At 61.1% G+C, this 442-nt stretch carries 1 protein-coding gene; it reads left to right on the top strand.

Annotated features, from left to right (window positions below; genetic code table 11):
• The first annotated feature begins 4 nt into the window (after positions 1–4).
• Entirely contained in the window at positions 5–412 is a 408-nt protein-coding gene (locus EOA29_RS40100; protein ID WP_127222590.1) for a DUF930 domain-containing protein, read from the top strand.
• Positions 413–442 lie beyond the last annotated feature (30 nt).

Raw genomic sequence — 442 nt, 5'->3', positions numbered from 1 at the left:
AAATATGTTGCTTGTCGCGCCCATGAAAAAGCTCTGCCTCTTGGTTCTGGCGTGCCTGACGCTGGCTTGGCCGGCCAAGGCGATGGACAATGCGTTGCGCGCCGGTCTCCTGAAACTTGATCCACAGACCCGGCTCGAACAGCGATGCGATGCCGAAGTGCTCGACCGGATCACCCATGACGATAAAAGCTTCAAGGCCGACCGGGTGGTCGCCTACGCCTTTGCCACGCCGGAGATGAGCGCCGACGCCATCAGAAGTCCGGGCGCGGCCTTTCGCAGCAAGGGGCAGTGGTACCGGCTGAAGTTCAAGTGCCAGACCGCGCCCGACCATATGCAGGTTCTGCAGTTGCGTTACCGGATCGGCGACGAGATCCCGGAAACCGATTGGGCGAAGTACAACCTCTACGACTGAGGCAGCGGTGCACTTGCACCAGCCTCTCGG

The organism is Mesorhizobium sp. M1E.F.Ca.ET.063.01.1.1 (genome assembly GCF_003998155.1).
Classification (GTDB): Bacteria; Pseudomonadota; Alphaproteobacteria; order Rhizobiales; family Rhizobiaceae; genus Mesorhizobium.
Note: the sequence above shows the minus strand (reverse complement) of the source record. Positions and strands in the feature narration are given on the sequence as shown.